The sequence below is a fragment of the Nonomuraea sp. B12E4 genome, assembly GCF_039871825.1.
Classification (GTDB): domain Bacteria; phylum Actinomycetota; class Actinomycetes; order Streptosporangiales; family Streptosporangiaceae; genus Nonomuraea.
Genome location: NZ_JBDPME010000015.1, coordinates 197,134 through 222,051, shown reverse-complemented (window position 1 = coordinate 222,051; position 24,918 = coordinate 197,134). Strand labels below are relative to the sequence as shown.

Here is a 24,918-nt window from a genome sequence, read left to right as displayed (position 1 = left end):
ATGAATTCGATCATTCAAGCGGCGGTGAGCGGTTTCCCGCAGGGTCAGGAGGAGGGCGACATGCTCGTCCGGCTGCGTGATCAGCTCACGCGTCTCGGTGTCAACGCCGAGTTGCGGGACAACAACAGTGCGCTCATGGTGCACAAGCCCGTGCCGGGGATGCCGGTGTGGGTGTTCGTCGGGTACGGCGGGGCCTACTACTCGTGGCAGAACGCCGAAAGGCGGCACCCGACCAGTGATGTCGAGGGTGCGGCGGACGTCCTGGCTGAGTACATCGCCAGGTGAATGACGGGCGCGGCGAGGCGGGCGCGGTCCCTTCCGGAGGGGGTGGGGACCGTGGCCTGGCCTCGTCGCGCCTCCCCGGCAGGCAGACGCAGTGGCAGCCCCCGCGGCGGCCTTCCCAGCCCGGTCGCTGCGCTGTCTGCCGGATTCCTCGTGTTCGGTTTCCCGTTGTCGGCAACTACGTGGACAGTCGGCGACGAGCCGGATACGCTCAAACTTGGTAAAACAACCTGTCGGCTGTTGGACGGTCATGATGTCGCTTGAGTCCGTGCCGCCTAAGTATGCGCAGCTTGTGCAGAACCTCCAGAGGCGCATCGAGGCGGGAGAGTACCCGCCGGGCACGCTCCTCCCCAGCGAGAACCAGCTCATCCAGGAGTTCAGCGTCTCCCGTCCCACCGTGGTCGCCGCTCTGCGCGTGCTGCGTGAGCAGGGGTGGATCGAGTCCCAGCAGGGCAAGGGCCGGTTCGTGCGCGGGCGGCCAGCGATGGCCTCGGTGGAGCAGAAACGTCCCGGCCAGGCGTACCTCACCAAGGCAGAAGCCGACTCCACAGGTGAGGTCATCGAAGTGGGCGCGGTGACCGTGCCGAATCGAGTTGCTGTCCTGCTCGACGTGCGGCCCAAGAGCAAGGTGTTCGTACGGCGACGACTGATCACCCGCGAAGGCGAGCCAACCGAACTGGTGTCGCTCTGGCTGCCCTTGGAGCTGTCCGAAGGGACCGATCTCACCAGTGGTGAGCCGTTGCGACAGGGCTTCCGGGAGCATCTTCAGGCGCGCAAGGGCGTGCGCTTCGATCACATCGTGGAGCAGATCACCGCCCGTATGCCCTCGGCCGACGAGGTCAAGCAGTTGGGCATGCCCAAGAACGTCCCGATGCTGGCTGTCTTCGGCGCGGTCCGTGATGCTTCCGGCCGGCCTCTTGCCGTCGTGGAGGTTCTCCTGCCCGCCGATCGGCACGAGCTGGAGGACGCTTACCCGATCTCGTGAGGAACGACGACTACCTGTCCGTCGTCCTCGTAGATGATCCTGCCGGGGTCCGCCGATTCGAGGCGTACGCACTGCACGTCGTGAGCGGCGAGGATCGCCAGATATCCGGGCACTCTCTGCATGAGGTGACCGGCTGAGAGCTTGAACCAGGCTGCGGCTCCTGGGTTGGTGCTCCGGTCGTAGACCGCAGGGTCCACGGTCGCGGGATTGGTGAAGTTCGCCTCGTACCAAGCGTTGTTCTCGCGCCTGAACCGCTCCTCCGCATCGGACAGGCGCCCCTGCGCGGCCAGCCCGTTGACGAGGCCGAACATGCCCGGGTACGTCCCTCGCCCGTTCGGTGTCGGGCTCTGGAACCTCACGTACATCGGCACTCCTTCCGTGATCACCCTGCCTGGTGCGTTCTACCAGCTTCACCAGTTGGACACCAGCCCACTTAGGCACTTGACCTAGCAAGCTACGGAGAGTTATCGTCTAGCTACTTGATAGGTCGAGTGCCTGTCATACAAGAGAGGAAGTCGTTATGGCTCTGCAAGGCCCCATCCCCGTCACCTACACCATGGTGTTCCCGCACGGCTGCTACATCGTCGGCGAAGTCGAGCCCGTCAAGGACTTCGACGCCTCGTCCAACGGCCGGTTCGTGCAGGCCCGCGACAAGCAGACCCAAGAGCTGGTCTGGCAGGTCGCGGTCATGGACGGTGACCCGACCCTCAAGCCCGCCCAGAAGACGGTAGCGGTCAAGATCCTCGCGCCGGTCCAGCCGGTGCCGCCCTCCCCGATGCCGGGGCTTCCGTTCACCCCGGTCGAGTTCGACGGCATGTCCGTCACGCCGTACGTCAACGCGGCAGGCCGTCTCGCCTACTCGATCAAGGTCCAGGAGATGCGCGCACCCCGGCAGACCACCCAACCCGCCCAGAGCAAGGCTTCGGCCGGAAAGGAAGCCGCCTAATGACCCGTCGCCGTACCCCGCGCAACAGCGTGATCCGGCTGACCACCGGGCACGCCGCCCGCACCATGAACCACCCGCTCGCCCGCCGTGAGCCCGTCCTGGCGCTCGACTTCGGCGCCACCTCCGTCCTGGTCACCACAAGCGGACCCGTGACGGTGGAGGACCTGGAGTTCGCCCGCCAGCTCGCCCGCGAGGCCCACCGCTTCGCCCGCTCCATGGAGCGCAGCTTCTACGGCCTGCCCGACGGACGCGGGGTGGCGGCGTGAGCGAACACCGGCCCTACACCTACGTCACCCTGTCCATGCGACCCGACTCCGACACGCACGTCGGAGTCTCCTTCCACACGCCGCGCCTCCAGATCCGCGCCGGACTGCTGGTCAGCAATCCGCGGCCGTACCTAGAGTTCGCCTCCCACGAGGCCGACGTACACATCTCCACCACCGGGGCCGGGCCAGTCACCGACGCCGACCTGGCCATCGCCCGGGAAATCTTCAACGCCGCCGCTCGCTACCTGGCCAACTGCGAACTGCTGCACACCGAAGAGCCGGCCAAGGACGCCACCGACACGGCGGCCTGACACGAAGCGGGGCCGCTGGAAGCGGCAACTTCCGGCGGCCCCTCGGTTCTCCCCTGACTTCCACATCACGAGAGGTACCCAGCTTATGTTCAAGCGGCTGCCTGGCGACGAGGCGCGCAACCTCGTCTCCACCACGCCCGACACGGCCGTCGTCTTCCGACCGGCCGTCCTCAAGACACCCGCCATCATCACCTCCATCGTCTACGGCTGGCGCTTCCTGTCAGCCCTCGTCCGCACCACCTGGCGACATCCGGTCGCCGTCGCCGTGCCGGTCGGCCTGGGAGTCGTCTGGACCTGGTACGGCTGGCCCGCCGCAGCATCCACGCTCGGCTTCGTCGTTCTCGCGCTGCTCGCCTGGTCCTTCACCGAGCCCGACTCCTTCTCCCGTCTCGTCGGCTGGCGACTGCTGGCCTGGTGGCGGCTGATGTCGGTGTATCGCCGCCACTGGCACGGCGTCATGGACGTCTCCGGCCTGGCCAAGCGCGTCAACGGACGCGTCTACATGCCGCGTCTGATGCGTGTCACCTGCGACGGCTGGGCCGATCGGATCACGGTCCGGATGCTCGGCGGTCAGGCGGTCAAGGACTGGTCCGACCGCATCGACAACCTCGCACAAGGTTTCGGCGCCACTTCGTGCCGGGTCGCGGTCATCAAGGGTGGCCGGCTGTTGCTGACCATTCCGCGAAGTGATCCATTGGCCGCGCCCATGCCTGCTCTGCCCATCCCGGACGAGCCATCGGTCGGACCGGTCGAGATCGGCAAGCAGGAGGACGGCCGACCGCTCCGGCTCAAGGTGCACGGAACCCATGTCCTGATCGCGGGCGCGACCGGGGCAGGTAAGGGCTCCTTCCTGTGGGACACCATCCGCGGACTGCTCTGCGCCATGCGGGCAGGGCTGGTGCAGATCTGGGCGCTGGATCCGAAGCTTATGGAGCTGTCCTTCGGGCGGGAGCTGTTCGAGGGCCGATACGCCGCCGATCCGGCCGACTGCGCCGACCTGCTCGACGAGGCCGTCTCCGTCATGCAGAAGCGCGCGACCCGCTTCGCCGGACTCCAGCGCTCCCACGTCCCAACCGTTGAGGATCCGTTCGTCCTGGTGCTCGTCGACGAGGTGGCGTTCCTCACCGCCTACCAACCCGACCGGCAACTCCGGCAGCGCATCTCCGCCGCCCTGGCCACGCTCGCCACCCAAGGCCGTTCGGTCGGTGTCGGCGTCATGGCCGCTCTCCAGGACCCACGCAAGGAGGTCATGAACATCCGCAACCTGTTCCCCGACAAGATCGCGCTCCGGCTGGATGAGTCCGAGCAGGTGGACATGGTCCTGGGCGACGGCGCACGCGACCGGGGAGCCCTCGCTGACCACATCTCACCCGTCCCGGAACTGGGCGCGGGCGTCGCCTACATGCGCCTGGAGACCTCACCCGAACCGATCCGAGTCCGCGCCGCCTACGTCTCCGACGCCGACATCCGCGCCATGGTCGCCTACTACGGGCAGGCCGCATGACTCACCTGCTCCACGGCCTTCGCTGCGCCACCTGCCTCGCCCTCAACGTTCTCTGGCTCGACCCCGTCCGCGCCCTGATCGAGTGCGCCGAGTGCGGCCAGACCGCGCTCATCGTCACCGACCCCGACGAAGGGAGGCTCCTTTGACTCATGCGCAAGACCGCGCCCTCCCCCGGGCCGTCCGACAGGCCATGCCCATGGCCCGCGACGTGCTCGTAGAGGTCGCCAAGCTCCACGGCGTCTGTATCCGACCCATCCCGCTCAAGCGCCTCGACGTCGTCACCGGCAAGTCCGAGATCATCGATGTCCCGTGCGGGGCCACACTCGACAGCAAGTGCCCGCCGTGCGCCAAGCGCAACAAGCAGCTCCGCAAGGCCCAATGCCGCGAGGGCTGGCATCTCGACGAAGAGCCCGCCATCACCCCGGATGAGCCGAACGAGGAACAGCGCTGGCTGGTGGAGTTCCGCGCCGACTACCAAGCCCAGCGGGATGCCGCCGAAAAGGCCGGCGACGACACCACCGAACTGGACGCGATCATCACCGGCCTGGACGAGGAGATCAACGCCGCAGGCATGCGCGGCAACGTGCTGGGCCGTACGACCGCCAAGCGCTCTCGCTCCACCAAGCGGCGGCAGGGCGCGCCCGACCTGCCCAAGCGCAAGATGACCAACACCACCCTGGGACGCACCTTCCACGGCACAGACGGCAAGACCTACCGGCCGTCCCTGTTCGTCACGCTCACCTTGCCCTCGTACGGCAAGGTTCGCGACGGCGCACCCATCGACCCCGACGCCTACGACTACCGGCGCGCGGCTCGGGACGCGCTGCACTTCTCCAAGCTGGTTGATCGTTTCGTGCAGAACCTACGCCGCGTCGCAGGCTATGACGTGCAGTACTTCGCCTCCGTGGAGCCTCAGAAGCGGCTCGCCCCGCACCTGCACATGGCCATCCGTGGAACGCTCCCACGCGCCGAGATCAAGCAGATAGCCGCCGCCACCTACCACCAGGTCTGGTGGCCCCAGGCTGACGAAGTCATCTTCGACGGCGACCACATGCCCATCTGGCAAGACGGCACCGGCTACCTCAACCCGGCCACCGGCGAAGTCCTGCCCACATGGGACCAAGCCCTCGACGCACTCGACGAAGGCACCGAACCGCTCCACGTCATCCGCTTCGGCGAACAGGTCGATGTCCAAGGCGTGCTCGCAGGCACCCCGGACGCCGACCAGTGCATCCGCTACCTGTCCAAGTACCTCACCAAGTCCATCGGCGACGCCCTCGACGGCGGCCAGGCCCAGCAACAGCACGCCGCCCGCATGCTGGATGCCCTTCGTTACGAACCCTGCTCTCCTGCCTGCCCGAACTGGCTGCGCTACGGCATCCAGCCCAAGGACGCCAAGTCCGGCATGCAGCCTGGCCGCTGCCGGGGCAAGGCCCACAAGCCGGAGCACCTCGGCTACGCCGGTCGTCGAGTCCTGGTCTCGCGCAAGTGGTCCAACAAGACCCTCGCCGAGCACAAGCAGGACCGCCGCACCTGGGTCCTGGAAGCCCTCGGCCAGGCCGACGAACCTACCGACCCACACCGCTACGTCTGGCGACCCGTCCCGGCCGGAGACGCCAACGTGCCACCTCTCGCCCTCCGGCTCCTCCGATCCGTCCACGAACGCCAACGCTGGCGAGCTCACCTCCGCGAGCTGGAAGCCAGAGCGAATGGCCAAGATCTTTCGGCAACTGACCTTGGGAGGGTGGCCTAATGGCGAACAAGCCAGGCAAACGGCGGTTCGGAAGCATCCGCGAACTCCCCTCCGGCAGATTCCAGATCCGCTACCCCGGTCCTGACGGCAAGATCCGTATGGGCGAGACCACCTATGCCCGCGAGCGTGACGCCGAAAAGGCGCTGTCGCTGATCGAGGCCAAGCTGATCACCGGCGATTGGACCGATCCACAACGGGCCAAGGTCAAGCTCGGCGACTACGCGGACAAGTGGATCACTGAACGGACGAACCTCCGGCCTCGTACGGTCGAGATCTACAAGGGACTGCTCAAGCGCTACATCCGCCCGCACCTGGGCGGTATGCCCCTCGGCAAGGTGGACACGGCTACGATCCGTGAGTGGCGGGTCCTGCTGCTTGGCAATGGCATCGGCCAGTCCGAGGTAGCCAAGGCTTACCGCTTCCTGCGGGCCGTTCTCATGACGGCGGCCGACGATCAGATCATCCCTCGAAATCCCTGCCGCATCCGGGGCGCCGGTGAGGAGAAACCGGAGGAACGACCGGTCCTGACCGTGGCGAAGGTCTTCGAACTCGCTGCCCTGATGCCTATACGCCTGCGCGCCCTGGTCCTCCTCGCCACCTTCGCCAGCCTGCGTTGGGGCGAAGTAGCGGCCCTGCGCCGGATGGACCTGGACCTCGCGGCCCGGACCGTCAGCGTTCGGCAACAGCATGTCGAGCTCGACACCGGCGAACTCCTCGTCGGCCCACCCAAGTCCCGCGCGGGCGTCCGTACGGTCGCCATCCCGGAAGCGATCATCCCGGCGCTCCGCGATCACCTCGACGAGTTCACCAACCCAGAACCCGACGCACCGATCTTCACCGGATCACGAGGTGGCATCCTTCGCCGCAGCAACTTCCGGCGCGCGGCTAGATGGGACAGGAACACAAGGAAGATCGGCTTTCCCAGCCTTCACTTCCACGATCTTCGACACACCGGCAACACGATCGCCGCCAGCTCCGGCGCGAGCCTCAAAGATCTCATGCAGCGGATGGGACACGACTCCGTCCGTGCCGCGCTGATCTACCAGCACAGCACAGCGGAAGCCGACCGCAAGATCGCCGACTCCATGAACGACAAGATCAATCAGAGCAACCCCGACGACGAAGATGGATCTTCAGGAGTGCTCGCCCGCGTGACCTAATGGCACGTTAATGGCACGACAGCCCCGTAGCATGATCGCTGCGGGGCTTCTCGATGCAGGTGGGCGGTACTGGGTTCGAACCAGTGACCCCTCGCTTGTAAGGCGAGTGCTCTACCGCTGAGCTAACCGCCCCTGATCGGCACTACACCTTACGACACCACAGGGGCCGATCGCACATCCACTGTCCAGCCCGGTCCCAGCTCGGGCCGGTCCGCCGCGCGCCAGCCCAGGAGGGCGGCGCCGAGCATGCTCGCGTCCACCCCCAGGGCCGCGGGGATCAGCGGGGGCGCGTCCCGCCAGACCAGGCGCTTGACGAGGCGCGTATGTACCGGGTCGAAGAGGGCGGGGCCCGCTTCCGCCAGGCCACCGCCCAGGACGATCACCGAGGGGTCCAGCAGCAGCGTGTACGTGGCCAGCGCCAGGGAAAGGGCCTCCACGGCCTCGTCCCAGACCTCGATCGCGATCGGGTCGTCCGAGGCCACCACCTGCTCCGCCCTGACGCCCTCCACCCCCGCACGCTGGCTGTAGCGGCGGCCCACCGAGGCGGCCGAGGCGTACGTCTCCAGGCAGCCGAACTGGCCGCACGCGCACTGCTCGCCGTCGGGGAAGACGGGGGTGTGGCCGATCTCGCCGGCCCAGCCCGAGGAGCCGCCGTACGCTTCGCCGTTGATGATCGAGGCGCCCGCGATGCCCGTGCCGATGGGCAGGAAGAGGAAGTCCGTCAGGCCCCTGCCGGCGCCCAGGATGCTCTCCGCCATGCCCCCGGTGCGTACGTCGTGGCCCAGCATCACCGGGATGTCCAGGGTGGTGAAGTCGGAGGCGGGGACGTCGTGCCAGCCCAGGTTCGTCGCGTAGACGGCCGTGCTCTCCGTCACCAGCCCCGGTACGGCCAGGCCCACGCCGGCCGGGGCCCCCTCGCCCGAGGCGGCCAGGTGGCTGATGAAGCCGGAAATGGCGGTCACCACCGCCTCCGGACCCTCCGCTCGGGGGGTCGGGCGCCGCTCGCTCAGCAGCACCGCGCCGGACTCGTTGACCAGGCCGCCCTTCATGGACGTGCCACCGACGTCAAGCGCGACGACGAACGAACTCATAGCGGACACGGAAGGAGACGATATCGCAGCTCAGCCGATGTCCGTAAAATTTTCGTCCGTGCGCGGCGAAGACCCTGTCCAAGGGCCCGCGCCTGAGCGCGCGGTCAAACGCCCGACGCCGCCGGCAGGCCCTCAGGCCCGCCCCAGCACCCGGTTGAGCGCCGCCTCCACCTCCGCCGAGAGCCCGGGCGCCGTGGGCGTCGACGGTATCGCTGCCTCGGCCGAGTCGGTGACGGCGGTGTCGTCCGAGCGTGCCGGTCGCACCGCCCCGCAGGACCGGCATTCCACCTCCCCCAGCCGGCAGATGAGCGCGGTGGACCCGCAGGTCCCGCAGGAGTCGAGGTCGAGGTCATGCAGCCGTTGACAGTCCGGGCAGATCAACACCTGGGACTCGTTGCGCACCCCGCGCTGCCACGGGCTGGCGCCGCGCACCGGGTCGGTCTGCCGGGCCCCGCACCGGTAGCAGGGCATCGTTCCCTCCGAAGGTCAAGAAATGTCGGCGAGTGCCTTGACGTAGCCGGCGACGTCACGTGCCGTGGAGACCGGATGGACCACCGACCACCGGATCACGCCCTCGCCGTCGATGATGAAGGTCCCCCGACGTGCGAACCCCTTCGCATCATCGAACACACCGTACGCCCGCGCGACCTGTCCGTGTGGCCAGAAGTCAGAGAGCAGCGGGAACGCGTAACCCTCCCGATCCGCCCAGGCACGGTGCGTGAAGACGGAGTCGACGGAGACCGTCAGCACCTGCGCGTCGAGTGACTGATCGCGCAATGCCGACAGCTCACTGTGACAGGTCCCGCTGAAGGCCAGCGGATAGAAGACCAGCACGACTCTGCCGCCCCGGAACCGGGACAGCCTCACCGGTGTGCCGTGCTGGTCCTGCAGCTCGAAATCCGGAGCCAGGGCGCCGACCTCGGCAGGATGTGCGTTCACAGCCACCATCCTGCCGTACGGCAGGCGCTCGGGCTCCCCTTACCGGCGGCCCTTGGGCGTGACGAGCCTGGTGCCGGACCAATCGGGTGCGGCTGAGATGCTGCTGGTCTGCGAGAGACCCGCCGAAGCGGCATCCTCCCCTATGTCGCTCGGCTCCACGTGGCCCTCGCGCCCGGCCTTGGGAGTCAGCAGCCAGATCTGGCCGCCCTCGGCGAGTGCTCGCATGGCTACGGTGAGGGCGTCGAACAGGTCCCCGTCCCCGTCGCGCCACCACAGCAGCACCACGTCGACGACGTCGTCGCTCTCCTCGTCCAGCAGCTCGTTACCGGTCAGGTCCTCGATGGAGTCGCGAAGCTCGTCGTCGACATCCTCGTCCCAACCGATCTCCTGCACCACCTGACCCGGCTTGAGGCCGAGTCGTTCGGCCAGGCCGCGCTCGCCCTGCGCCTGACCCGCGGTCGCGCTCACGTTTATCCCTCCTGCTTGAGTGGCCCCGCTCTATGCGGTTTATCGCTTCGGCACAGTCCACACGCTGTGACCCTCAGTCGTCAACGGTCGCCACGGGTACGGCCGTAGTCGGCCAGAATCAATCAGACAAAAACGACAGGCGAACCTGGCGTTGCGGGTTGTCGATGTTCAGATCAACGAGTGCGACCGATTGCCAGGTTCCCAACGCCATTCGCCCGCCCAGCACGGGGATGGTGGCGTACGGCGGGATGAACGCCGGCATGACGTGCGACCTGCCGTGACCGCGCGAACCGTGGACGTGACGCCACCGGTCGTCGGCGGGCAGCATATCGCGCAACGCGGCCACCAGGTCATCGTCGCTGCCCGAGCCCAGCTCCAGCAGCGCGACGCCGGCGGTCGCGTGCGGCACGAAGACGTGCAGCAGCCCGTCCTCGCCCTGCGCACGCACGAAGTCGGCGCATTCGGCCGTGATGTCGTGCACCGTCTCTCGTGAACCCGTGGACACGGAGATGATTTCGGATCTCACAGACGAAATCTTACTTTGGCAGGACGACGGCATCGGGGCCGGGAAACACCAGCCCAGTGTGCCCGTCGTCGAACCGCACCACGTAGGGGGGCCCGCCGTCGAGGCCCTGGACCTCCGTGATTACTCCGCCCCGGTCCCTTTCGCCCACGGTATTCGCGTGGACCAGGAGCCGGTCTCCAACCATCGCATTCATACCTCCAGATTGGTACGCCGAAAGCCGGGGGAAAAGACCAAATCACAACTAGGGTGATTTTTTGCTCCTCCGCTCGGGAGGGCAAAAAAGATGACCAAAACGTTACGCTGCGCGGATGTGGCGATTCGGGCTCCGCGGCCGGATGGCGGCGTCCTACGTACTCGTCACCGCCACCGCGGCACTGCCGGCCGAGGCCGTGATCGTCGGCCTCGGCCTGGTCCCCGGGCCGACGCCGACCTGGCCGCCGCGCTCCAGGAGCAGGCGAGCAAGGACGCGACCATGCTCAGCCTGGGGGGTCACCCGCCTGCCGGCCGCCGACCCCGGCGCGTGGGCCGCGGGGGTTGCGGCCGGGCGTGGTGCCGCTCGGCCTTGGCCATCGTCGTACCTGTCCAAGACGTCCGCGGTCGACCGGGGGGGTGGAGGCGGTGCGCGCCGTCCCGCTGGGACGGTCGAACTCGGAGATCGCCGGGGAGCCGAGCATGGACAGGGAGACGGTCAAGAGCCACGTCCGGCCAAGCTCGGCCCGGCCGATCGCACCCAGGCCAGCCATCTTCTCCCTCCGGCAGGGGGTGAGCGGGTCACCTCCCGCGCCGTGCGGGCGCATCGCGCCAGCGCGGGTGAGAACCTCCCCTGTTCGGGGGAGGGGTGAGGTACGCCCGCGGCGTCCGGAGGCAGAAGGCCACCGCATTTGAGCGAAATTTCGTTCGTTTTCCGGTCTTGTTAAATTGCTCCCGCGCTGTAACCTTTGTGGCAATTCGTCCTACCATCGGTGGTCTAGGCCACCGGGAGGACCCCTGCCAGTGGGGACACCCTGGTTACTAGCCAGTAGAGATGCGTTTTCTACGACTAGCGACCAGGATGGAAGGCGACCCAAGACCAGACATCAGTCATCCTCGGAAGGCGAGACCCAGTGGCTTCCGGACGCCAGCGTTTCTCGATCATCAGCGACGGCCTACCCAGCCAACTGCCTGATGTCGATCCCAGTGAGACCAACGAGTGGCTCGAGTCTCTCGACAACGTCGTCAAGACCGAGGGCCGCGCCAGGGCCCGCTACCTGATGCTGCGCATGCTGGAGAGGGCGCGTGAGCACCAGGTCGGCGTGCCAGGCCTGCGCAGCACCGACTACATCAACACGATCCCGCCGGAGCGCGAGCCATGGTTCCCGGGTGACGAGCACGTCGAGCGCCGCATCCGCGCCTACATCCGCTGGAACGCGGCCATCATGGTGTCCAGGGCCAACGCCCGCACCAACGTCGGCGGCCACATCGCCACTTACGCCTCGGCCGCCTCACTCTACGAAGTGGGCTTCAACCACTTCTTCCGCGGCAAGGACCACGGCGAGTCGGGTGACCAGGTGTTCTTCCAGGGTCACGCCGCGCCGGGGATCTACGCCCGCGCCTTCCTCGAAGGCCGCCTCAACGAGAGCCAGCTCGACGCGTTCCGCCAGGAGCTGTCGCACGGCTTCCGCGGCCTGCCCTCCTACCCGCACCCGCGGCTCATGCCGGAATTCTGGGAGTTCCCCACCGTCTCCATGGGTCTGGGGCCGATCAGCGCGATCTACCAGGCGCGGTTCAACCGCTATCTGCTCAACCGCCAGATCAAGGACACCAGCCGCAGCCACGTGTGGGCGTTCCTGGGCGACGGCGAGATGGACGAGCCCGAGTCGCTCGGCGCGATCGGCCTGGCCGCCCGCGAGGAGCTCGACAACCTCACCTTCGTGATCAACTGCAACCTGCAGCGGCTGGACGGCCCGGTCCGCGGCAACGGCAAGATCATCCAGGAGCTGGAGTCCTACTTCCGCGGCGCCGGCTGGAACGTCATCAAGGTCGTCTGGGGCCGTGACTGGGACCCGCTGCTCGCCGCCGACGTCGACGGCGTGCTGGTCAACCAGATGAACACCACCCCCGACGGCCAGTTCCAGACCTACTCCGTCGAGTCCGGCGAGTACATCCGCGAGCACTTCTTCGGCGGCGACCCGCGCCTGCGCAAGATGGTCGAGCACCTGACCGACGACGACATCCGCAAGCTGTCGCGCGGCGGCCACGACTACCGCAAGGTCTACGCGGCCTTCAAGGCGGCCCGCGAGCACGTCGGCCAGCCGACCGTGATCCTCGCCCAGACCATCAAGGGCTGGACGCTGGGCAAGGACTTCGAGGCGCGCAACGCCACGCACCAGATGAAGAAGCTCACCAAGGCCGAGCTCAAGGAGTTCCGCGACCGGCTCTACCTGCCGATCCCGGACTCGGCGCTGGAAGGCGAGCTGCCGCCCTACTTCCACCCGGGCGAGAACGACCCCGAGATCCAGTACATGAAGGAGCGCCGCGCGGCCCTCGGCGGCGTGCTGCCCAAGCGGGTCATGCGCGCCAAGCCGGTCAAACTGCCCGGCGACGAGGTCTACGGCACCTTCGGCAAGGGGTCGGGCAAGCAGCAGGTGGCCACCACGATGGCGTTCGTACGGCTGCTGAAGGACCTCATGCGGGACAAGGAGATCGGCCACCGGTTCGTGCCGATCATCCCGGACGAGGCCCGGACCTTCGGCATGGACGCCATGTTCCCGACGGCCAAGATCTACTCGCCGCACGGCCAGACCTACGAGGCCGTCGACCGGGAGTTGCTGCTGTCGTACAAGGAGGCCGTGCAGGGGCAGATCCTGCACGAGGGCATCAGCGAGTCGGGCTCGATGGCCTCGGCCATCGCGGCCGGCACCTCCTACGCCACGCACGGCGAGCACATGATCCCGATCTACATCTTCTACTCGATGTTCGGGTGGCAGCGCACCGGCGACCAGATGTGGCAGATGGGCGACCAGATGGGCCGCGGCTTCCTGCTGGGCGCCACCGCGGGCCGCACCACGCTCAACGGCGAGGGGCTGCAGCACGAGGACGGCCAGACGCCGCTCATCGCCTCGACGAACCCGGCCGCCGTCTCCTACGACCCGTCCTGGGCGTTCGAGGTGGCCCACATCGTCAAGGACGGCCTGCGGAGGATGTACGGCGACCAGCCCGAGGACGTCTTCTACTACCTGACCGTCTACAACGAGCCCTACCTGCAGCCGGCGCAGCCCGCGCACCTCGACGTGGCGGGGCTGCTCAAGGGCCTGTACAAGTTCGCCGCAGGCCCCCAGACGCAGGGCCCCAAGGCCAACATCCTGTCCTCCGGCGTGGCGGGCCCGTGGGCCATGGAGGCGCAGCGGCTGCTGGCCGCGGACTGGGGCGTGTCGGCCGACGTGTGGTCGGCGACGTCGTGGTCCGAGCTCCGCCGTGAGGCCCTGGCCTGCGAGGAGCACAACCTGCTCAACCCGGACGCCGAGCGGCGCGTCCCGTACGTGACCCAGGCGCTGTCGCACGCGCGCGGGCCGTTCGTGGGCGTCAGCGACTACATGAAGGCCGTGCAGGACCAGATCGCGCAGTGGGTGCCGGGTGACTGGTCCTCGCTGGGCACCGACGGGTTCGGCCTGTCCGACACCCGTTCGGCGCTGCGCCGCCACTTCCACGTGGACGCGGCCTCGATCACGCTGGCCGTGCTGACCAGCCTGGTCAAGCAGGGCGAGCTCGACGGCGAGGTGCTGCGTGAGGCCATCGCCCGCTACCACCTCAAGAACGGCGTCACCGAGGCGGGCGGCGCCGAGAGCAACGACACGCAATCGATGGGCGTCTGAGTCAGACATGAACGGCGCTCCCGCGAATGTTCTGCGCGGGAGCGCCGTCATGTTGGACCGCCCGCGCTGTTCGGCCTGTGAGGCGGCACGTTCAGGAGGGGTACGTGCCGCCTCACCCAGGTTTGGTGCAGGCTCACGTATTGTGGGCACTACTTCCCCCTGAGACATGAGGGGACTTTCAGTTATGCGCCGCGTTCTAGCCGCCGCCCTGGTCGTGACGGCCGCCGGTTGTTCCACCGCACCCGCCGAGCCCGCCGCCGACGCCACCACCGCACCCGAGCAGGTGTCCTGGGGTCCGTGCACCGACCTCAAGCGTCCCGACGGCGCGCCGCCCGCTCGCCAGGACCCCTCCGTGCGGTGCGGGAAGCTGAGCGTGCCGCTGGACTACACCAAGCCCGACGGCGGCACGCTGGAGCTGGCGCTGATCAAGCTGCCCACCACCGGCAAGAGCAAGCCGCTCGGCTCGATCGTGTTCAACTTCGGCGGTCCCGGCGCCTCCGGCGTCGACACGCTCGACCAGGCCGCCAAGGCGCTCGCCACGATGCGCACCCGCTACGACCTGGTCAGCTTCGACCCGCGCGGCGTCGAGCGCAGCTCCGGGGTGCGTTGCGGCAGCGGCGCCGAGCTGGACGCGTTCACCTCGCTGGACACGTTGCCGCCCAACGAGGAGACGCACCGGGAGAGCGAGCAGGCCAACAAGGAGTTCGCCGCGCTGTGCCAGCAGGACTCCGGCAAGATCCTGCCCTACATCGGCACCGTGAACGCCGCCCGTGACATGGACCGCATCCGCGCCGCCGTGGGCGACCCCAAGCTCAACTACGTCGGCATGTCGTACGGCACCCAGCTCGGCGGCGTCTACGCCACCCTGTTCCCCCGGAGCGTGGGCCGCATGGTGCTCGACGCGCCACTCGACCCCACAGTCACCTTCGAGCAGCGCACGCTGGCCCAGACCCGCGGATTCCAGCAGGCCTACGAGAGCTTCCTGCGCGCGTGCGTCAAGGACGGCTCCTGCGCCGTCGGCAAGGACGTGGCCACCGCCAACGCGAACGTCGCCAGGCTGATGAACGACGTCGCCGCCAAGCCGCTGAAGGTCGGCGGCCGCGACCTGACCCAGGGCCTGGCCTCCACCGGCGTGGCCGCCGCCCTCTACTCGGAGCTGACCTGGCCGTTCCTGGAGCAGGCGCTCGGGGAGGCTCTCAAGGGCCGCGGCCAGGGACTGATGTACCTGTCCGACTCCTACACCGGGCGCAGCGAGAACGGCAGCTACTCGACGCAGATGACCAGTTTCCCGGCCATCACCTGCGTGGACACGGCCGAACGCCCCTCCCAGGCCGAGCTGCGGAAGACCGAGGCGGCCGCGATGCGGATCTCGCCGCTGTTCGGCAGCGAGGGCTCGGGCGGGTTGTGCCGGGTGTGGCCGGTCAAGGGCAGCAACGAGGCGCGGCACGTGGACGCCACCGGGTCGGGGCCGATCCTGGTGGTGGGCGGCAAGGGCGACCCTGCCACGCCGTACGAGTGGGCGCCGCGGCTGACCTCCCAGCTCAAGACCGCGACGCTGGTGACGTACGAGGGTGAGGGGCACGGAGCCTACCTGTCGGGCAGCAAGTGCATCCGGGGCCTCGTGGACAGCTACCTCATCGAGGGCAAGGTGCCGGCGAAGGGCTCCACCTGCCCGGCCGCCTAGCCTGGGACAGGCGGTGCCCGGCGGCTTAGGGTGGGCCGTGTGACGACCGACTACCGATCGCGGATCTCGCTCATCGAGCAGGAGACCGCACGTCTCGCGGCCCTGGCGGGCGACCTGTCCGTCCCGGTGCCCACATGCCCGGAATGGACGATGGCAGAGCTGGTCACCCACGTCGGCCGGCTGCACCGCTGGGCGGTCCACGTGCTGCGCGGCCGGGTCCAGGAGCGGATCTGGTCGGCCCAGGTGCCCAGTGACCTGGCCGAGGGCCGCAGCGGCGACGCCGACTGGCTCCTGGCGGGGGCGGCCGAGCTGCTCGACACGCTGCGGGTCACCGATCCCGAGATGGAGGTGTGGACCTGGGGCCCCGACAGGCGGGCGTCCTGGTGGCCCCGCCGGATGCACTTCGAGCTGGTGATCCACCGGGCCGACGCCGAACTCGCGCTCGGCATCGACCCGGTGGTCCCGGCGGAGACCGCGATCGACGGGATCGAAGAGCTCCTGCACAACCTGCCGTCAGCCGTCTGGGTCACCCGGGCGCTGGCGAAGGCCGGCCTGGAGGGGGCCACGATCCACCTCCACGCCACCGACACCGCCGGCGACACCGCCGGCGAGTGGACCATCACCCAGGGTCCCGCCGGGAAGATCACCTGGGACCGTGGCCACGCCAGGGGTGACGCGGCCGTGCGGGGCCCGGTCCGCGACCTGCTCCTGCTCCTGTACGGCCGCCGCTCCCCCGACGCGCTCACCGTGTACGGCGACCACGACCTGCTGAACCGCTGGCTGACGACGGCCGCACTCTGACGGAGACCCCTGCCTCCGCGGCGGCTGCCGTCAAGGCCTGACGGCGGCCGGCTTCCGCGCATCCGGCCTTCCTGTGCCGTGTCTTTCAGTGCCGGGACTTCCAATGCCGGGCCTTCGTGCGCCCGGATTCATGTACCCGGATTCATGCGCCCGGCCCTGGACGCGCCGCCGCTCGGCGATCGGCGGCGTGTCCAGGGCGTGCGGGTGAACCGCTCCCCAGGAGCGGCCCGGCGGCGCGCCCGGGTCGGCGGGGAAGGTGCTCTCCCCGGCGCGCAACCGGCTCACCCCCTCTGGTGGAAGACGCCGAAGAGGTTGCCCGACCTGTCACGCAGGTAGGCGAAGTCGGTGCCCGCACCTTCGCCGATCACCTTCGTGACCACCTTGCCGCCCAGCGACTCGCTCCTGGCGCAGGTCTCCTCGACATCGGCCACACGAACATGGAAGACGGCGTGCCCCGGGAACTCACCCTTGGTGTTGAACAGCCCTCCGGCCGGCTGCGCGCCGCCCGGATAGCCGATCATCCGGTAGTCCATCGGCCCGTCGTCGCGGGTGAAGGCCCACCCGAACAATCCGCCGTAGAACTGCTCGGCACCTTCGGGGTCGTCGGTCGCGACCTCGAACCAGGTCACCGTGTTGTCCATCGTTCGTCTCCCTTGTTTTTAGAACAGGACAACGATCTAACGCGTAGGCGACAACCCTATGTCGGTGTTTTCGATTGACTTTTCGAGCGATTCAGTCCAGGAGGGTGCCGTGAACGATCATCTCGGGCACGTCGGGGGCGAAGCCTTCGAGCGGCCGGTCGGGGCAGCGCTCAGCGGTGACGGTGGCGGCGGCGATGCGGTCGAGGCGGAAGACCCGCACGTCCTCGCGCAGGCGGCACCAGGCCACCAGATACCAGAACCCGCCCCGGCCGCCCAGGAACACCCCCGGCTCGACGTCGCGGGAGGTCAGCGCCCCCTTGGCGTCGGCGTAGTCGAGCCTGAGCACCCGGCGGCGGAGCAGCGCGTCCTCGATCGCCCGTGAGATGCCCTCCGCGCCCAGCGGCTGGATCTCGGCGCCCTGCTCGGGCGGCAGGTGAACGAGCTGCACCCGCCGGGCCAGCTCCCTGGCCAGGTCGCCCTCGGTGCCCGGCATCGCGGCCACCACCTTGCGTAAGGCGCTGCGCGCCTGCCGGCCGAACGGCTGGTCACCGGCCCGGCTGAGCGCCACCGCGATGGCCACCGCCTCGGCCGGGGTGAAGTTGAGCGGCGGGAGGGACATCGTCTTGTCGATGGCGTAACCGCCCTTGCGCCCCGGCTCCGCGTAGATCGGCACCCCCGACTCCTGTAACGCGGTGATGTCGCGCTCGATGGTGCGCACGCTCACCTCGAACCGCTCGGCCAGCTCACGGGCGGAGCGGCAGCGGGGTGAGATCGCGCGCAGGTCCTCGACGAGCGCGTAGAGCCGGTCGGTACGGTTCACATTCGCGACGTTACGCCGCGCCACCGACATTCGCGCGGCACCCGCCGGCCCCGCCACCCCCGTCTATCCACCCCGCCACCGTGCCATCCCGCCCGAGCCACCACCTCAACCGCCACCCCCGCAGCGAACCCAGGCCGACACCCCTGCCCGACAGCCCTGCCCGGGGCTCACGCCGGGTCCGGCGTGTCCTCCTCCCTCCGGGTCCACGCGAGGAGCCGGTCGAGCGGCCAGGTGTTCACGACCCGGTCCGCCTCGATCCCGCACAGGGCCGTCCGCTCGCACCCGTACCGCTGCCAGTCGAGCTGCCCGGGCGCGTGCGCGTCGGAGTCGATCGCGAAGACGCACCCCATCTCGTACGCCAGCCGCATCAGCCGCTTCGGCGGATCGAGCCGGTCGGGCCGCGAGTTGACCTCCACCGCCACCCCGAACCGCCGGCAGGCCTCGAAGACCAGCTCCGCCTCGAAGGACGACTCCGGCCGCCGCGCCCCGCGCTCGCCCCCGGCCCGCACCACCCGCCCCGTGCAGTGCCCCAGCACGTCCACCAGCGGGTTGGCTATGGCGGTGACCATCCGGCGGGTCATGTCCGCGCTGGCCATGCGCAACTGCGAGTGCGCGCTGGCCACCACCACGTCCAGCCGCTCCAGCAGGTCGGGCGACTGGTCGAGCGAGCCGTCGGGATTGATGTCCACCTCGATGCCGGTCAGGATCCGGAACGGGGCCAGCCGCTCGTTCAGCTTGCCCACCACCTCCAGTTGCCGCTCCAGCCGCTCGGCCGGCAGCCCCCTGGCCACCTTCAGCCGGGGCGAGTGGTCGGTCAGCGCCCAGTATTCATGCCCCAGTCCGATCGCCGCCTCCGCCATCTCCTCGATCGGCGACCCCCCGTCCGACCAGTCCGAATGGCTGTGCAGGTCGCCTTTCAGCGCCGCCCGCAGCGCGGCCGCCGCCTCGTCGAGCTGGACGCCCTCGGTGGCTCGCATCCGGCGCAAATATGTCGGAACCTCACCAGCCAGTGCTTCGTTGATCACGAGTGTGGTGACCTTACCGATGCCGGGCAGGTCGCCGAGCCCGCCGGTGCGGGACAACCGCGCCAGCTCGTCAGGGGGCAGATCCGCGACGACCGAGGAGGCACGACGAAAGGCCCGCACCCGATATGTGGGCTCTCCGGCGCGCTCCAGCAGGAAGGCGATCTCGCGCAGAGCCTCAACCGGTTCCATAAGCCGATTCATACCCCATGGCAAGACAACAGCCGACCATCATTGAACGGGGAGCAGGGCCGCCGATAGGCTGTTCGGCCCATGAAAGCAGGATCTTGATGGCAATACCGTCGCACCACCACGACCACTCGACGCAACCGCGCAAGTCGTCCAAGGCCGTGCCGCTGACCATCGTCGGCGTCCTGTCCGTGATGCTGGTCGGAGCGTGGATCATCGCCGAGAACGACGACGACGACGTCACCGCGGACTGCGTCATCCAGTTAGCGGACGGCACCTACCAGGTCGTGGACGACGACTACTGCGACGATGACGACGACGGCAGTTACCACTACAGCGGGTCGCGCGGCGCGTACCACTGGTATTACGGCGGCACCAGGACCGGCAACACCGTGCACGGCGGCACCACCTACCGGCCGTCCGACACGAACATCACCACTCGCGCGGGCAAGCAGATCCAGCGCGGCGGCTTCGGCAGCCACGGCTACGGCGGGAGCTGACGCGTGCGCCGTGAGCATGGCACCCCCCGCCAGGGCTGGGAGAAGACGATCGAGAGCCATGGCCTGGCCTACCATCGCACCGCCCACCCGTCCGGGCTGCACCGGCCGTACTGGGACGAGTCGGTCCACTACGTCTTCTCGATGGACGAGGTCGAGGCGCTGGAGAAGCAGGTCGAGGAGCTGCACGACATGTGCCTGCGCACGGTCGAACACGTGGTCTCGACCGGGCGCTTCGCCGACTTCGCCATCCCCGAATGGGCGTGGGAGGACGTGGCGCGCTCATGGGAGCGCCGCGACCCGCACGTGTACGCCCGCTTCGACCTGCGCTACGACGGCACCGGCCCGGCCAAGATGCTGGAGTACAACGCCGACACCCCCACGGCCCTCGTGGAGTCGTCGGTCGTGCAGTGGTTCTGGCTGCAGGACGTCCATCCGGCCGACGACCAGTGGAACTCCCTGCACGAGCGGCTCATCGACCGCTGGCGCGAGCTGAGACTGCCGCCGGGGCCGACGCACTTCGCGTTCACCAACATGGACGAGACGGGCGAGGAGGCCATGACGGTGGCCTACCTGCAGGACACCGCCGAGCAGGCCGGCCTGCGGACGGTCGCCGTCGCCGTCGAGGACATCGGCTGGGACTCGCTCAACCGCCGCTTCGTGGACGTCGGGGAGCGGATGATCCGCTCGGTGTTCAAGCTCTATCCGTGGGAGTGGATGCTGGGCGAGCCGTTCGGGCGGCACGCCGTACGGCACTCCACCTGGATCGAGCCGCTGTGGAAGACGCTGCTGTCCAACAAGGCCCTGCTGGCCCTGCTGTGGGAGCTCTATCCTGGCCATCCCAACCTGCTGCCCGCCTACCTCGACGGACCTCGCGACCTGACCTCCTACATCGCCAAGCCGCTGCTGGGCAGGGAGGGCGCCTCGATGCGCATCGTCACCCCTGAAGGCACCCAGGAGACGCCCGGCGTCTACGGTCAGGAAGGCTACGTCTTCCAGGGCTTCGAGGCGCTGCCCGTCTTCGAGGGGCAGCGCCCCGTGCTCGGCGCCTGGGTGGTCGCCGACGCGGCCGCCGGGCTGGGCATCCGGGAGACGACCGGCTTCATCACCGACGACACCTCCTCGTTCGTCCCGCACCGCATCGCCGACTGAACCACCCTGACTCACCGCACCCCCGATTGGAACTGACCGTGACCCTTCTCGAAACCCTCGCCCGCGGTGCCGGCGCCATCGCCGCGTACGCCGCCGTCGGCCTGCTCCTGATGATCATCGGTTTCTACGTGATCGACTGGGCCACCCCCGGCAAGCTGAGCGAGGTCATCCGCACCGAGCGCAACCCGAACGCCACCCTGCTGGCCACCTCGGCCCTGGCCGCGGTCGGCCTGATCGTGGCGGCCTCCATCTGGTCCTCCGGCGGCCGGCTGGCGGAGGGGCTGGCGGGCACCGCGGTCTTCGGCCTGGTCGGCATCGTGGTGCAGACCGTGGCGATGCTGCTGTTCGACCGGATCGTCGGCATCTCGGTCCGCGACCTGGTCAAGGAGCCGGATCTGCAGCCGGGCGCGCGCCTGCTGGCCGTCACCCACGTGGCCATCGGCCTGATCACCGCCGTCGCCGTCATCTGAGCACGCCCCTCCGCCCGGACGCCGCATGGGGGCCGGGCAGGGGGTTCAGCTCATCTGAACGGACCTGGCACTCTAGGAGACGTGACAGACCGGACCCGGGAGGACACCACACGCAGGCTTGAGCGGGCCATGGGCTCGCTCGGCACGGCGGCGATGGCGCGCATGGACGAGCAGCTTCCGTGGTTCCGCGCGCTCAGCGCCGAGGACCGGTCGTGGGTGGGGCTCGTGGCCCAGGCCGGCATCGCCGCGTTCGTCGAGTGGTTCCAGCACGCCGGCAAGGACCGGCCCACGCCCAGCATCGAGTTCTTCGGCACGGCCCCGCGCGAGCTCAAGCGGTCGATCTCGCTGCAGCAGACCGTCGACATCGTCAGGGTCGTGGTCGAGGTGGTCGAGGCGCAGACCGACGAGCTGGCCGCGCCGGGCGGCGAGGACCAGCTCCAGCAGGCCATGCTGCGCTACACCCGCGACGTGGCCTTCGCCGCCGCCCACGTCTACGCCAGGGAGGCCGAGGCCAGGGGGTCGTGGGACGCCCGGCTGGAGGCGCTGATCGTGGACGCCCTCGTACGCGGCGAGGTGGACGACGGCCTGCACTCCTGGGCGGCCGCGCTCGGCTGGACCTCCTCCCCCGTGGTCGTCATCGCCGGCCACGCCCCCGAGGGCGACCCGCGGGCGGTCATCGACGGCCTGCGGGAGAAGGGCCGCCGCATCGGCATGGACCTGCTGGCCGGGGTGCAGGCCGACCGGCTGATCGTGATCGTGGGCGGCGCCGAGAGCGTCCACGACGCGGCCAGGCAGGTCGTGGCCCGCTTCGGCGTGGGCCCCATCGTCATCGGCCCGGAGGTCGCCGACCTGCACGCCGCCGCCAGCTCCGCCAGGGCGGCGCTGGCCGGGCTGAAGGCCTCCTCCGGCTGGCCGGACGCGCCCCGCCCGGTGCACGCGGAGGACCTGCTGGCCGAGCGGGCGCTCGACGGTGACACTGACGCCAGGGAGCAGCTCATCGAGAACGTCTACCTGCCGCTCGCCGGCACGCCGCTGCTCGACACGCTGGCCACGTACCTGGAGCAGGGCACCTCGCTGGAGGCGACGGCACGGCTGCTGTTCGTGCACCCCAACACCGTCCGCTACCGTCTGAAGAAGATCACGGAGCTGACCGGATACCAGCCCACGGAGGGCCGCTCCGCCTTCACCCTGCAGGTCGGCCTGATCCTCGGCAGGCTTTCCGAAGCCGCCGTTACCTGGCCGCCCTGAAATCCCCACTGTAGGTTTCCTACAAAACACGCGACACAAAGTTCGTACGGATCTCCATCTCGTGTCGGAGTTCTACAGGGCAAGGTGGATTTTGTGCTTGTACTCGTCGCTCCGGGCCAAGGTGCCCAAACACCAGGTTTCCTGACTCCCTGGCTAGAGCTGCCCGGCGTCGCGGACAGGATCGGCGCCTGGTCGGAGGTCGTCGGGCTGGACCTGGTCACCTATGGCACGACCGCCGGCGCCGACGAGATCCGTGACACCGCCGTCGCCCAGCCGCTGCTCGTGGCGGCCGCGCTGGCCTCGGCGGAGGTGCTCGGCGTGCGGCCCGACGTGGTCGCCGGCCACAGCGTCGGCGAGTTCGCCGCCGCCGCGCTCGCCGGGGTGCTCACCCCGGAGGAGGCGCTCGGCCTCGTTCGCGACCGGGCCCAGGCCATGGCCAAGGCAGCCGCCGTCACCGAGACCGGCATGACCGCCGTGCTCGGCGGCGTCGAGGAGGAGGTGCTGGCCGCCATCGAGCGGCACGGCCTGACCCCCGCCAACGTCAACGGCGCCGGCCAGATCGTCGCGGGCGGCACGCTGGAGCAGTTGGCGGCCTTCAAGGAGGACCCGCCGGCGCGTGCCCGGCTCATCCCGCTCTCCGTGGCCGGCGCGTTCCACACGCACCACATGGCCCCGGCGGTGGAGAGCCTGCGTGAGGCGGCCGGGCAGGTCGTGCCGTCCGACCCCGGGGTCACGCTGCTGTCCAACGCCGACGGCCAGGCCGTCCCCTCCGGCACCGAGTTCGTCGAGCGCCTGGTCAGGCAGGTCAGCAGCCCCGTCAGGTGGGGTGCCTGCATGGAGACCATGGCGGGCCTCGGCGTCACCGAGATGATCGAGCTGCTGCCCGGCGGCACGCTGACCGGCCTGGCCAAGCGCGGCCTGCGCGGCGTGCGGACCGCGGCACTGAAGACACCAGACGACCTCGACGCGGCCAGGGAGTTGACGAAGTGAGGATCCCGGACATCGCCCCCGGCGGCAGAGTGCTGGCCCTGGGCCACTACCAGCCGTCGAACATCGTCACCAACGACGATCTGGCCAAGACCATGGACACCAACGACGAGTGGATCCAGTCCCGGGTCGGCATCAAGCAGCGCCGGGTCGCGGGCAAGGAGGAGTCCGTCGAGGACATGGCCACCATCGCCGGTGGCAAGGCGCTGGCCGCGAGCGGCCTGTCGCCCGAGGACGTCGACCTGGTCATCGTGGCCACCTGCACGCTCGAGACCCAGATCCCCAACGCCTCCGCCGTCGTCGCCCACCGCCTCGGCATCAACTCGCCCGGCGCGTTCGACGTCAACGCCGCCTGCGCCGGGTTCTGCTATGCGCTCGCCACCGCCAGCGCCGCCGTCCGCGGGGGCGCGGCCAGGCACGTGCTGGTCATCGGCGCGGAGAAGCTGTCGCAGTGGGTCGACTGGACCGACCGGTCCACGGCCGTGATCTTCGCCGACGGCGCGGGCGCCGCGGTGGTGGGTCCCTCCGACAATCCCGGCATCGGCCCCGTGGTGTGGGGCAGCTCCGGTGACAAGGCCGAGGCGATCAGCATCAGCGACCGCGACTCCTTCCTCTTCCAGGAGGGTCAGACCGTCTTCCGCTGGGCCACCACCGCGCTGCACCCGGTGGCGCTCGAGGCCTGTGAGCGCGCGGGGGTGGACCCCTCGGAGCTGGCGGCGTTCGTGCCGCACCAGGCCAACCTGCGCATCATCGAGGCCATCGCCCGTAAGCTGGGCGCCGACAAGGCCGCCATCGCCCGCGACATCATCATGGCCGGCAACACCTCGGCCGCCTCCATCCCGCTGGCGCTCTCGCGCATGCTGGAGCGCGGCGAGGTCCGCTCCGGCGGTCTCGCGCTCGTGCTCGGCTTCGGGGCGGGCCTGACCTACGCGGGCCAGGTCATCGAGATTCCCTGACATCCGGTACGGTTGCCCGCCGTACCTGTAAGAGCTTGTGCGGCGTGTCCGCACAGAACCAAGGAAACCAGAAGGAGAAATAGCGACATGGCCGCCACCGACCAGGACATCCTCGAGAACCTCAGCAAGATCATCAACGAGATCACCGGCATCCCGGCGTCCGAGGTGACCCCCGAGAAGAACTTCGTGGACGACCTCGACATCGACTCCCTGTCCATGGTCGAGATCGCCGTGGCCGCCCAGGACGAGTTCGGCGTCGAGATTCCCGACGACCAGCTCAAGAACCTGAAGACGGTCAAGGACGTCCTCAACTTCATCCAGAACTAAGAGATTCCCACCTCACCTGACCTGTCAGGTCCCAGTCTGACC

Annotated in this window: 29 protein-coding genes and 1 tRNA gene; 19 read left to right on the top strand and 11 right to left on the bottom strand. The window is 69.0% G+C overall.

Annotation, left to right across the window (positions count from 1 at the left end):
* Positions 1-285 (top strand): hypothetical protein, encoded by a 285-nt coding sequence (locus ABGB18_RS30265; RefSeq protein WP_347699026.1) that lies wholly within the window; start codon positions 1-3, stop codon positions 283-285.
* Positions 286-574: 289 nt separating this feature from the next.
* Entirely contained in the window at positions 575-1,267 is a 693-nt protein-coding gene (locus ABGB18_RS30260) for a GntR family transcriptional regulator (protein ID WP_347699025.1), read from the top strand.
* Here the strand turns inward: ABGB18_RS30260 and ABGB18_RS30255 are convergent.
* Positions 1,252-1,632: a hypothetical protein gene (locus ABGB18_RS30255; protein ID WP_347699024.1), complete on the bottom strand. Its 381-nt coding sequence runs from the start codon at positions 1,630-1,632 to the stop codon at positions 1,252-1,254. The genes ABGB18_RS30260 and ABGB18_RS30255 overlap by 16 nt on opposite strands.
* A gap of 155 nt (positions 1,633-1,787) precedes the next feature.
* Between ABGB18_RS30255 and ABGB18_RS30250 the strand changes: the two genes are divergently transcribed.
* The 7 genes from ABGB18_RS30250 to ABGB18_RS30220 all read left to right on the top strand — a co-directional run bounded on the left by ABGB18_RS30250 (position 1,788) and on the right by ABGB18_RS30220 (position 7,207).
* Positions 1,788-2,213 carry a plasmid replication, integration and excision activator gene (locus tag ABGB18_RS30250; protein ID WP_347699023.1) on the top strand — a complete coding sequence of 142 codons (426 nt, stop codon included), beginning with the start codon at positions 1,788-1,790 and terminating at the stop codon, positions 2,211-2,213.
* Complete coding sequence (locus ABGB18_RS30245; RefSeq protein WP_347699022.1) at positions 2,213-2,479, top strand: hypothetical protein; 267 nt, start codon at positions 2,213-2,215, stop codon at positions 2,477-2,479. Before ABGB18_RS30250 ends, ABGB18_RS30245 begins: the two co-directional genes overlap by 1 nt.
* Complete coding sequence (locus tag ABGB18_RS30240) at positions 2,476-2,790, top strand: hypothetical protein (protein ID WP_347699021.1); 315 nt, start codon at positions 2,476-2,478, stop codon at positions 2,788-2,790. The genes ABGB18_RS30245 and ABGB18_RS30240 overlap by 4 nt, the downstream gene beginning before the upstream one ends.
* An 85-nt stretch (positions 2,791-2,875) precedes the next feature.
* The gene (locus tag ABGB18_RS30235) at positions 2,876-4,294 is read left to right on the top strand and encodes an FtsK/SpoIIIE domain-containing protein (RefSeq protein ID WP_347699020.1); all 1,419 of its coding nucleotides are present in this window, start codon (positions 2,876-2,878) and stop codon (positions 4,292-4,294) included.
* Positions 4,291-4,440, top strand: coding sequence for a hypothetical protein (locus ABGB18_RS30230; protein ID WP_347699019.1), 150 nt, complete (start codon positions 4,291-4,293; stop codon positions 4,438-4,440). The genes ABGB18_RS30235 and ABGB18_RS30230 overlap by 4 nt, the downstream gene beginning before the upstream one ends.
* On the top strand, positions 4,437-6,047 hold the full coding sequence (locus tag ABGB18_RS30225) for a replication initiator (RefSeq protein WP_347699018.1): 1,611 nt from the start codon (positions 4,437-4,439) through the stop codon (positions 6,045-6,047). Before ABGB18_RS30230 ends, ABGB18_RS30225 begins: the two co-directional genes overlap by 4 nt.
* A complete protein-coding gene (locus ABGB18_RS30220; RefSeq protein WP_347699017.1) occupies positions 6,047-7,207 on the top strand; it encodes a site-specific integrase in 1,161 nt (386 codons plus the stop codon). Before ABGB18_RS30225 ends, ABGB18_RS30220 begins: the two co-directional genes overlap by 1 nt.
* A 60-nt stretch (positions 7,208-7,267) precedes the next feature.
* Here ABGB18_RS30220 and ABGB18_RS30215 read toward each other — a convergent pair.
* From ABGB18_RS30215 to ABGB18_RS30185, 7 genes are all read right to left on the bottom strand, one after another.
* Positions 7,268-7,339: transfer RNA gene (locus tag ABGB18_RS30215), tRNA-Val, on the bottom strand.
* 17 nt (positions 7,340-7,356) lie between these two features.
* Positions 7,357-8,298, bottom strand: coding sequence for an ROK family protein (locus tag ABGB18_RS30210; protein ID WP_347699040.1), 942 nt, complete (start codon positions 8,296-8,298; stop codon positions 7,357-7,359).
* 132 nt (positions 8,299-8,430) lie between these two features.
* Positions 8,431-8,769, bottom strand: coding sequence for a hypothetical protein (locus tag ABGB18_RS30205; protein ID WP_347699016.1), 339 nt, complete (start codon positions 8,767-8,769; stop codon positions 8,431-8,433).
* 15 nt (positions 8,770-8,784) lie between these two features.
* Positions 8,785-9,246 (bottom strand): peroxiredoxin, encoded by a 462-nt coding sequence (locus ABGB18_RS30200; RefSeq protein ID WP_347699015.1) that lies wholly within the window; start codon positions 9,244-9,246, stop codon positions 8,785-8,787.
* Between the two features lie 30 nt (positions 9,247-9,276).
* Positions 9,277-9,705 carry a DUF3052 domain-containing protein gene (locus tag ABGB18_RS30195; protein WP_347699014.1) on the bottom strand — a complete coding sequence of 143 codons (429 nt, stop codon included), beginning with the start codon at positions 9,703-9,705 and terminating at the stop codon, positions 9,277-9,279.
* 118 nt (positions 9,706-9,823) lie between these two features.
* Entirely contained in the window at positions 9,824-10,231 is a 408-nt protein-coding gene (locus ABGB18_RS30190; RefSeq protein WP_347699013.1) for a secondary thiamine-phosphate synthase enzyme YjbQ, read from the bottom strand.
* Positions 10,232-10,241: 10 nt separating this feature from the next.
* Positions 10,242-10,415, bottom strand: coding sequence for a DUF1918 domain-containing protein (locus ABGB18_RS30185; RefSeq protein ID WP_347699039.1), 174 nt, complete (start codon positions 10,413-10,415; stop codon positions 10,242-10,244).
* Positions 10,416-11,334: 919 nt separating this feature from the next.
* Here ABGB18_RS30185 and aceE point away from each other — a divergent pair.
* From aceE to ABGB18_RS30170, 3 genes are all read left to right on the top strand, one after another.
* Positions 11,335-14,082 carry a pyruvate dehydrogenase (acetyl-transferring), homodimeric type gene (gene aceE, locus ABGB18_RS30180; RefSeq protein ID WP_347699012.1) on the top strand — a complete coding sequence of 916 codons (2,748 nt, stop codon included), beginning with the start codon at positions 11,335-11,337 and terminating at the stop codon, positions 14,080-14,082.
* A 184-nt stretch (positions 14,083-14,266) separates the two neighbouring features.
* Complete coding sequence (locus tag ABGB18_RS30175) at positions 14,267-15,766, top strand: alpha/beta hydrolase (RefSeq protein WP_347699011.1); 1,500 nt, start codon at positions 14,267-14,269, stop codon at positions 15,764-15,766.
* A 39-nt stretch (positions 15,767-15,805) separates the two neighbouring features.
* A complete protein-coding gene (locus ABGB18_RS30170) occupies positions 15,806-16,567 on the top strand; it encodes a maleylpyruvate isomerase family mycothiol-dependent enzyme (protein ID WP_347699010.1) in 762 nt (253 codons plus the stop codon).
* Between the two features lie 281 nt (positions 16,568-16,848).
* On the opposite strand, the gene ABGB18_RS30165 is transcribed toward ABGB18_RS30170, so the two are convergent.
* From ABGB18_RS30165 to ABGB18_RS30155, 3 genes are all read right to left on the bottom strand, one after another.
* Positions 16,849-17,208 carry a VOC family protein gene (locus ABGB18_RS30165; RefSeq protein ID WP_347699009.1) on the bottom strand — a complete coding sequence of 120 codons (360 nt, stop codon included), beginning with the start codon at positions 17,206-17,208 and terminating at the stop codon, positions 16,849-16,851.
* Between the two features lie 91 nt (positions 17,209-17,299).
* Positions 17,300-18,028, bottom strand: coding sequence for a YafY family protein (locus ABGB18_RS30160; RefSeq protein ID WP_347699008.1), 729 nt, complete (start codon positions 18,026-18,028; stop codon positions 17,300-17,302).
* Between the two features lie 167 nt (positions 18,029-18,195).
* The gene (locus ABGB18_RS30155) at positions 18,196-19,242 is read right to left on the bottom strand and encodes a PHP domain-containing protein (protein WP_347699007.1); all 1,047 of its coding nucleotides are present in this window, start codon (positions 19,240-19,242) and stop codon (positions 18,196-18,198) included.
* Positions 19,243-19,340: 98 nt separating this feature from the next.
* On the opposite strand from ABGB18_RS30155, the gene ABGB18_RS30150 reads away from it, so the two are divergent.
* The 7 genes from ABGB18_RS30150 to ABGB18_RS30120 all read left to right on the top strand — a co-directional run bounded on the left by ABGB18_RS30150 (position 19,341) and on the right by ABGB18_RS30120 (position 24,876).
* Positions 19,341-19,739 (top strand): hypothetical protein, encoded by a 399-nt coding sequence (locus ABGB18_RS30150; protein ID WP_347699006.1) that lies wholly within the window; start codon positions 19,341-19,343, stop codon positions 19,737-19,739.
* A 3-nt stretch (positions 19,740-19,742) separates the two neighbouring features.
* The gene (locus tag ABGB18_RS30145; RefSeq protein WP_347699005.1) at positions 19,743-20,888 is read left to right on the top strand and encodes a glutathionylspermidine synthase family protein; all 1,146 of its coding nucleotides are present in this window, start codon (positions 19,743-19,745) and stop codon (positions 20,886-20,888) included.
* Between the two features lie 38 nt (positions 20,889-20,926).
* Positions 20,927-21,358 (top strand): DUF350 domain-containing protein, encoded by a 432-nt coding sequence (locus ABGB18_RS30140; protein ID WP_347699004.1) that lies wholly within the window; start codon positions 20,927-20,929, stop codon positions 21,356-21,358.
* Between the two features lie 129 nt (positions 21,359-21,487).
* On the top strand, positions 21,488-22,606 hold the full coding sequence (locus ABGB18_RS30135; protein ID WP_347699038.1) for a helix-turn-helix domain-containing protein: 1,119 nt from the start codon (positions 21,488-21,490) through the stop codon (positions 22,604-22,606).
* Positions 22,607-22,699: 93 nt separating this feature from the next.
* Complete coding sequence (locus ABGB18_RS30130) at positions 22,700-23,596, top strand: ACP S-malonyltransferase (protein WP_347699003.1); 897 nt, start codon at positions 22,700-22,702, stop codon at positions 23,594-23,596.
* Entirely contained in the window at positions 23,593-24,549 is a 957-nt protein-coding gene (locus tag ABGB18_RS30125; RefSeq protein ID WP_347699002.1) for a beta-ketoacyl-ACP synthase III, read from the top strand. Before ABGB18_RS30130 ends, ABGB18_RS30125 begins: the two co-directional genes overlap by 4 nt.
* Positions 24,550-24,636: 87 nt before the next feature.
* Positions 24,637-24,876: an acyl carrier protein gene (locus ABGB18_RS30120; protein WP_347699001.1), complete on the top strand. Its 240-nt coding sequence runs from the start codon at positions 24,637-24,639 to the stop codon at positions 24,874-24,876.
* The last annotated feature ends 42 nt before the right edge of the window (positions 24,877-24,918 follow it).